The sequence below is a fragment of the Mesorhizobium sp. M7A.F.Ca.AU.002.02.1.1 genome, from assembly GCF_003998535.1.
GTDB lineage: Bacteria > Pseudomonadota > Alphaproteobacteria > Rhizobiales > Rhizobiaceae > Mesorhizobium > Mesorhizobium ciceri.
Genome location: NZ_RZPB01000234.1, coordinates 1 through 7814 on the forward strand (window position 1 = coordinate 1; position 7814 = coordinate 7814).

At 60.3% G+C, this 7814-nt stretch carries 7 protein-coding genes; all 7 read left to right on the plus strand.

The window, feature by feature from the left end; translation table 11 throughout:
• A partial coding sequence (locus EN879_RS16125; protein WP_164774431.1) for a hypothetical protein occupies positions 1-180 on the plus strand: 180 nt, incomplete at its 5' end.
• A 12-nt stretch (positions 181-192) separates the two neighbouring features.
• Entirely contained in the window at positions 193-2397 is a 2205-nt protein-coding gene (locus tag EN879_RS16130; RefSeq protein ID WP_063169874.1) for a hydantoinase B/oxoprolinase family protein, read from the plus strand.
• Positions 2394-2888, plus strand: a complete 495-nt coding sequence (locus tag EN879_RS16135; protein ID WP_063169875.1) for an acetone carboxylase subunit gamma — start codon at positions 2394-2396, stop codon at positions 2886-2888. Before EN879_RS16130 ends, EN879_RS16135 begins: the two co-directional genes overlap by 4 nt.
• A gap of 87 nt (positions 2889-2975) precedes the next feature.
• Positions 2976-3803, plus strand: coding sequence for an SDR family NAD(P)-dependent oxidoreductase (locus EN879_RS16140; RefSeq protein WP_013528123.1), 828 nt, complete (start codon positions 2976-2978; stop codon positions 3801-3803).
• 226 nt (positions 3804-4029) lie between these two features.
• Positions 4030-5100, plus strand: a complete 1071-nt coding sequence (locus tag EN879_RS16145; protein ID WP_082826634.1) for an SGNH/GDSL hydrolase family protein — start codon at positions 4030-4032, stop codon at positions 5098-5100.
• Positions 5097-6203: an acyltransferase gene (locus EN879_RS16150; RefSeq protein ID WP_024501842.1), complete on the plus strand. Its 1107-nt coding sequence runs from the start codon at positions 5097-5099 to the stop codon at positions 6201-6203. The genes EN879_RS16145 and EN879_RS16150 overlap by 4 nt, the downstream gene beginning before the upstream one ends.
• 254 nt (positions 6204-6457) lie before the next feature.
• Positions 6458-7768 (plus strand): O-antigen ligase, encoded by a 1311-nt coding sequence (locus tag EN879_RS16155; RefSeq protein ID WP_063169877.1) that lies wholly within the window; start codon positions 6458-6460, stop codon positions 7766-7768.
• Positions 7769-7814 lie beyond the last annotated feature (46 nt).

Here is a 7814-nt window from a genome sequence, read left to right on the forward strand (position 1 = left end):
GAGGCCTATTTCGGCGGACGCTGGCACAAGGCCAATCTCTACGAGATGGACCTGCTGCAGCCCGGTCACGAAGTCATCGGTCCGGCCATCATCGAACACCCCGCCACCACGCTCGTCGTTCATCCGCAGGACCGCGTCCATGTCGATGAATGGACGCTGCTGCACTACACCCACGCTTGAGAGGGCACCGCCATGTTGGACAAACCTGCTTCGGCCCTGCGCCTTCGCGAAAGACTGCTCGATTCCGAGCGGCTGATGGAAGAGACCGGCTGCTATGACGGCATCACGGAACTCACGCTGCGCAACCAGGATCCGCTGAAGTTCGAGACGCTGCACACCAAGCTGCGCGCCTATTGCGTCTCGGCTCGCGAAATGGCCCGCCGCATCTCGGCCTCGCCCGGCGTGCGCGAAGTCGGCGAGATGGTGGTCGCCATCTATACGCCCGAAGGCGACGCCATCGCGCTCTCCAACGGCATCATGGTGCATGTCCATACGATGAGCCGCTTCATCAAATGGATGATCAAGAACAATTACGAGGAAAACCCGAAAATCCGTGAAGGCGATATCTTCGCCAACAACGACGCCTTCATCGGCACCGTGCAGGTGCCTGATGTCATGGATGTGGTGCCGATCTTCCATGAAGACACGCTGGTCGGCTGGGCCGGTGCCGTCTGCCACGAACTGGAAGCCGGCGGCATCACGCCGGGCGGCGATGTCTGCCTGGCGCAGGAGCGCTTCACCGAAGGCCTGTTCGTCTGCGCCGAGAAGATCGGCGAGAATGACGAGATCCGGCGCGACTACGTCATCCGCTGCGAGCGCAATCTGCGCATGCCGATCTACTGGGTGCTCGACGAGAAGGCCAAGGTCGCCTCCTGCATCGACATGCGCGAAAGCGTCAAGCAGCTGATCTCCGAGATCGGCCTCGACTACTGGATGAAGGTGTCGAAGGAGTTCATCGAGGAAGGTCGCCGCGCCCAGCTCGCCCGCACCCGCCAGCTCACCGTGCCCGGCATCTACCGCGGCCACACGTTCTACGGCCATGTCACGGCGGGAAAGCCCGGCTTCCAGCTGCTCGGCGATCCCGACTGGCTCTACAACATCCCGATCGAGATGGAGATCACGTCAGACGGCAAGATCACCATGGACTTCGAGGGCACGCAGCCCTGGGGCTACCATTCGATGAACTGCACGCCGGCCGGCATGGATGGCGGCATGTTCGTGACGCTGACCCAGCACATGAATTTCGAAGGCCTGGTCAATGACGGTGCCTGGATGGCGACCGAACTGAAACTGCCGCACGGCACCTGGACCAACCCCGACAACGAGATGGTGGCCACCGCCACCTCATGGGCGCTGCTGCTGCCGGCCTACGGTGTTTTCCAACGGCTTTTGTCGCGCAGTTTTGTCGCGCGCGGCTTCGTCGAGGAGGCCTTTGTCGGCCAGGTCAACAGCCCGATGATCGAGATGGGCGGCGAAAGCCAATACGGCACGCCGTTCGGCATGGCGCATTTCGAGTGCGCTGCCGCCGGGTCCGGGGCGCTCGCCATCAAGGACGGTCTCGACACCGCCTATGTCGGCTGGAACCCGGAATCCGACATGGGCAACATCGAGGTCTGGGAACAGTCGATGCCGATGGTCTATATCGGCCGTTCGATCGTGCCGAATTCCGGCGGCGCCGGTAAATATCGCGGTGGCTGTTCCTTCGTCTCGACCTGGCTGATCAACAAGACCTCACATCTGCGGCTCCACACCTCCGAGCACTCCTCGCGCGTGTTCGACAATGGCGGCATGTGCGGTGGTTATCCGGCGCCGACCTGCCAGAAGCATCGCGCGGTGCGCAACTCAGACATTCACGAACTGGCGGCAAAAGGCGAACCGCTGGCGCATTCGCCCGGCATCGACCCTGACGTCTCCGACTACGAGAAGAACATCGGCGGCGACCATGTCGTGGTCGAAGGCCCCTACATCACCTCGCCGCACAAATCCGGCGACATCTTCAGCCATTCCTACAATGGCGGCGGTGGCTATGGCGACGTGCTGGAGCGCGATCCGATCAAGACGGCATGGGATGTCGAGAACGGCTTTCTCACCCGTGAAGCGGCGGACCAGGTTTTCGGCATTGTGCTGAAGGACGATGAAGACGGTTATCCCGTCGCCGATATCGACGCCACGGTCGAACGCCGCGCCGCCATGCGCAAAGAGCGCCTGGCTAAGGCGATTCCGGTGGCGGATTGGATCGCCAAGGAGCGTGGCCGCGTCGGAAAGGCCGACTTCGCGCCCGAAGTGAAGAAAATGTACGCCAGCGCGATCAAGCTGTCGTCGCGCTTCACCAAGGAATTCAGCGATTTCTGGAACGTCGACGCCAAATCGATCTTCACGCCGGGAGCCAAGCCATGACCTCATACAGCAAGGAAGTTCTGGGCGATCTGGCCGCCGGCAAGCTGCCCTGGCCGCAGACAAGGCGCATCATGAGTGCCTACAAGGATGACGACCGTTTCTTCAAGATGGTTGCCGTCTATCAGGATCGTGTCGCCTGGAAGGACCCGATCCTGCTGCCGGTCTCGGACCATCTGTTCATCTGCCAGAGTGGCGATGAGCGCATTACCCGCTGCGAATGCGGCCACTCCTTCGGCGACTATCGGAAGAACTGGAAGCTCAACGCCGTGATTAACGTGCGCAACACCGAGGAGGCTTTGCGCGAGATCTATCCCAACAGCGATCTCCCTGATCCCGAATGGATGGAAATCCGGGAGTTCATCTGCCCGGAGTGCGGGACGCTGCATGAGGTCGAGGCGGCGGCACCCGGTTATCCCATCGTGTATGATTTCGAACCCGACCTCGAAGGCTTTTATCGCGAATGGCTGGGCAGACCGCTTCAGGGGTCCTGAACGCTCGTCGATGGAGGCTGCGCCGCTGTGATTGCCAAATCCGGTCAGGACTGATTGCCTGCCCAAACGAAGCGGAGACCGTGCGCCATGAACAACCTTTCCGGCCGTAGCGCCATCGTGACCGGCGGTTTCTCGGGCATGGGCTTCGCCATTGCCACGGCTTTGGCCGAGGCTGGGGCCAATGTCGCCGTCGGCTCCTACATCGCGCCTGCCGGCGCCGACAGATCCGATGCCGCCTACTATCCGGCCGCCGACGAGATCGAGCGCGTGCGCTCGGCCCTTGCCGCTCATGGAACGAAAGTTCACGCCGCACACCTTGACGTTCGCGACAGCGACGTCACCAACCGTTTCGCGGCTGACGCCGAGACGGCCATCGGCCCCGCCGACATTCTGGTCAACGCCGCCGGCACCACCGCCGAGCAGCCGGTCTGCGGCCATTCCGACGCGCTTTGGGACAAGATCGTCGACACCAACCTGACCGGCGCCTTCCGCGTCACGCGTGCCGTGCTGCCGGGTATGATCGAGCGCGGCTGGGGCCGCATCGTCAACATTGGCTCGACGGCCGCCTTGGTCGGGTGGAAGGACAACCCGGCCTACTGCGCGTCCAAGGCCGGCCTGCTGGGTCTCACCCGCTGCGTGGCGCTGGAAGGGGCGGCGCATGGCGTCACCTGCGTTATGATCAGCCCGACCTGGGTCGAGACCGAACTGATGCGCCGCAATGTGGCGCAGGTCGTGGAGCGCGAAGGCAAGGGGCGCACGCCAGAGGAAGCGATGGCCGAGATCGCCAGGGGCAACCCGCAGCAGCGCCTGCTGCAGCCGCGGGAGATCGCCGCACTGGCGGTCTTCCTGTGCTCCGATCTCGCCAAGGGCATCACCATGGAGAACATCCAGATCACCGGCGGAGCGCTTTGGTAGCGCTCCAGCGGGGTGCTTGCGAAAGTCCAACTGACGGGGACTGAAAAGGACCAGTGTCTAAAAAGGCGCCGGCATCAGGCGGGGCGCTTCCGCTTGCGACGACCGCCTTAGGACGGATTTTTCGCACGCGCCCTGCATCTCGCATGTGCGAAAAGTTCTTTCGCATCTGCGAGAAAAGGTGTTTACTGCTCTTGTAGCACTCGCCATTCTCACAGGCTGACTCTAGATGAAAGTAGCCGGTCTTCGGCCATTCCTGATAGCAGTGTTGGCGGCAGCTGGGTTAAATGGGCTCACTGATCGCTGTGCGCTTGCCGGGGAATCGGAGTTGCACAGCGCGCGGCTGGTTGGTCGCTTTTTGGCGACCGGAACCCAAGCCACATTTGAATGGCCGGGAACTGCCATCGAGGTTGAATTCCAAGGGGCATGGCTCGACGTAGTGCTTGACGACACAGGCCGCAACAGCATGGTCGTTGATGTTGACGGTGCTGTATCCCGCCTTGACTTGAAGAAGGGCGAACACACCTACAGAGTCGTATTGGATACGGTGGCCGCCCGGCACGCCGTGCGTCTTGTCCGCCGAACCGAAGCGTCATTCGGCGCGACTGTTCTCAAGGATATCCGGACCGACGGATCTTTTCTGCCGCCGCAGCCGAAAACCCGCAGCTTTTTAGTCATCGGCGACTCCATCTCGGCGGGTTACGGCGTCGAGGGCAAGGACGCCAAATGCCGGTTTAGCGCCGATACCGAGAACCAGTACTTGACCTTTGCCGCAGTCGTGGCGCGCCGCTTTGGAGCAGACGTTACGACGCTTGCAGCATCCGGGAAGGGCCTTGTCCGCAATTATGATGGCAGCACCAACGCAACGATGCGCGACCTCTACACGCGACTGATGCCGTCACGTCCTGACCGGGAGCAACTGCCTGATACCAATGTCATTGTCGTGCATCTCGGCAGCAACGATTTCAGTGGTGGCGCGCGGCCGCCGGATTTTGTCGCACGCTACGCGGACTTGCTTGCCCAATTGCGCGCCAACGCGCCTGGCGCAATGATCTATGCCGGTATCGGCCCGATGCTTTGGGGCGCCGACCTCGATGCCGCGGTGTCGGCCGTGAACAAGGCCGTGGCGGTCCGTCGTGCCGCGGGTGAAAGAAAAATTGCTCTGATACGATTCGACAGTCCGGGAGGAGTTGCTTCACGCGGCTGCGACTCGCATCCAAATGAAATCGGCCAGGGTCATATGGCCGATGAACTTGAGGCCCGTGTGAAAGCGGACCTTGGCTGGGAAGAGACAAAATGACTGTAGCTTCGACGGTTGGCGTAGAATCACCAACGGTGCTGCCGGACAGCACCAATGTTCGTCGCAAGCTGCTCGGGCTCCAAGTTCTAAGGTTCGTCGCCGCTTTTGCGGTGGTATTGTTCCATATTGGAAGCGGTTTTCAAATAGAGTTTGGTCTTAAGGAAAATATCTTTGGATTCGGAGCGTCAGGCGTTGATATATTCTTCGTAATCAGTGGATTTATAATCGCTTACACCACCGATGAGGCCAAAGGCGCCTGGCAATTCTGTCGCCGCCGCATAGTTCGTATCGTTCCGCTCTATTGGACGCTGACGGCAGGTATCGTGTTGATTGCGCTGATGAAACCCGGTCTGCTGAATTCGACCGTCGTGAGCGGCGAAACGATCCTGAAATCACTGTTCTTCATCCCGTTCGAAAAGGTCGACGGTTCGATTCAGCCGCTGCTCTTTCTCGGCTGGAGCCTCAATTATGAGATGTTCTTCTATGCAATATATGCTGCGTGCATAGCTTGCGGCCTGCGCGGCCCACTGTCGCCATCCATGTTCATAGTAGTTCTCGTGGCGATGGGTCAATTCATCCAGAGTGAAAACGTCGCTTGGCGCTTTTATACAAATCCGCTGATGCTGGAATTTGTTTTTGGCATCTTACTTTACCTGGCATATGTGCATAGTGCGAAGCTTTTCGTGGGACGTACGTGGCTTATGCTTGCGATTTTCGTGGCGACAATAGCCATTCGGCAAATGATACCTGATTTGCCCTGGCTTCTGGCGAACGGCGTCCCTGCCGTGGTTTTAACCGCCGCCGCTTTGTCTTGGTCGCCCCCCCGGACGCGCGCGATAACATTTCTGGTTTTGCTCGGAGATGCATCATACTCGCTCTACCTCTCGCACCCCTATGTGATCCAGCTGGCGAGCAAACTGCTACCGCATCAGTCAGGGCTGATGGCGCAGGGGCTGGCCGGCATCGTGGCATGCGCGCTGTCCATAGCGGTATCCATTGTCCTTTATACAATGATCGAGCGACCCGCGCAGGCTCTCTTCAATGGCTTGGCAGCCCGTAGGCAAGCCTCCTCGACGCTCAGGAAAACCGAAAATCATATCTGACTCGCGATGGGAACAGGCCGCCCACTGCCTCTGGATTTGTGACGGATCGCCCTGTTCCAAGGTGCGACGACTCGGTATCCGCCGCTTGGCCAATTCGCGTAAGATAAGTTGACCGGATTTGCCATTGAGCGCCGGGCGCGATAGGTTATATTGCACTGCACAATGGAGAAGCCGTTTATTGCACGCCCATGTCTGCGAAAAATCCGGCCGGCTCATGGCTTGCCGGCACTGGGTCGTGTCGGCGGGACTCTGAGATGAAGATTCCAAAGTCCCTGCTGGTCGATCCCGAGAAGAACTCGGTCTATGGCGCCTTTGCCGTAGCCGTCTCGATCTGGGCGTTTTCCTATTCGTTCATTTTCGGCCAGGTGCTGATCCTGGCCTACTACGCGGTCTGGCTTCCACTCGTCATGGTCGACTACCGGCGGTTTCTGCGGCATCTGTCCAGCGCCTGGCTGCCGCTGCTGTTTGCCGCCTATGTCTGCTTCTCGATTTTCTGGTCGGTTGCGCCGGGCATCACGGCAAGGACGGCGTTCCAATATCTCTCTCATATCGCTTGTGCCTATATCGCGGCGCGCACCGTCAGCGTGCGCGCATTGACGATAGGCGCCCTGGTCGGGATTTTCTTCATCCTGCTGTATTCGTTGCGGGTCGGCAATTATTCCGACGATGTTCTCGACGGCACCTACAATTTCGTCGGCGCGTTTGCCTCCAAGAACCAGCTCGGTTTTGTCGCCTCGCTCGGCATATATTTCAGCGTGGTGTTCCTTGCCTTTTACAGGCGCGGCCGGCTGAGCCTCATGCTTACAGCGCCTCTCATTCTGCTGTCGGCCTATCTGCTGTTCGTCTCGCATTCCGCCACCTCGATGGCCTCTATACCGGCGGTTCTGGCGCTGGTGACGCTTCTTGCGATGAGCAAAATTTTGTCACGGCGCTACCGCCGGGTGATTTTCCTGATCGGCGCCGGTCTGCTGGTCGTGACTGCCTTTGTCGCCTTGAATCTCGGGCTGATGGACTTCGTCCTCGGCCTCTTCGGCAAGGATTCGACGCTCACCGGACGGACCTATCTGTGGGAGCAGGGCTGGAATGCCGTGCAGAAATCGCCGATTCTCGGCGTCGGCTATGCCGCCTATTGGGTGCAGGGCTTCGCCGAAGCCGAGCGGCTGTGGAACGAGTTCTACATCACCACCCGCACCGGCTTCCACTTCCACAACACCTATATCGAGGCTCTTGTCGAACTCGGCTTCGTCGGAGCGACGCTGGTATCGCTGATCGTGCTGCGCACGCTCTACGGCCACGTGTCGGCGGTGGTCTTCAAGACATGGCGGGCCGAGCCGGTGATCCTCGCCGGCGTGATGGTGCTGCTGCTGATTCGTTCCTTCGTCGAGGTCGAGATACTCAACCCCTATTTTACGGGTTCCTTCTTGATGTACTACAGTTTCTTCAAGCTGGCGCGGCTGCCCGTTACTACCCGCACGCGGCGGTCGCAGGCGCCGGCGGATGCGGCCACGGGTGAAGCTGATTGGCCCCGGCATGCCGGCCGTCCGGCGGCCGCTGGGTCGTCATAAGCAATCAACTCGCGGGTTGAAGTCAGGGCAGCGGGAAGCCTTCGCC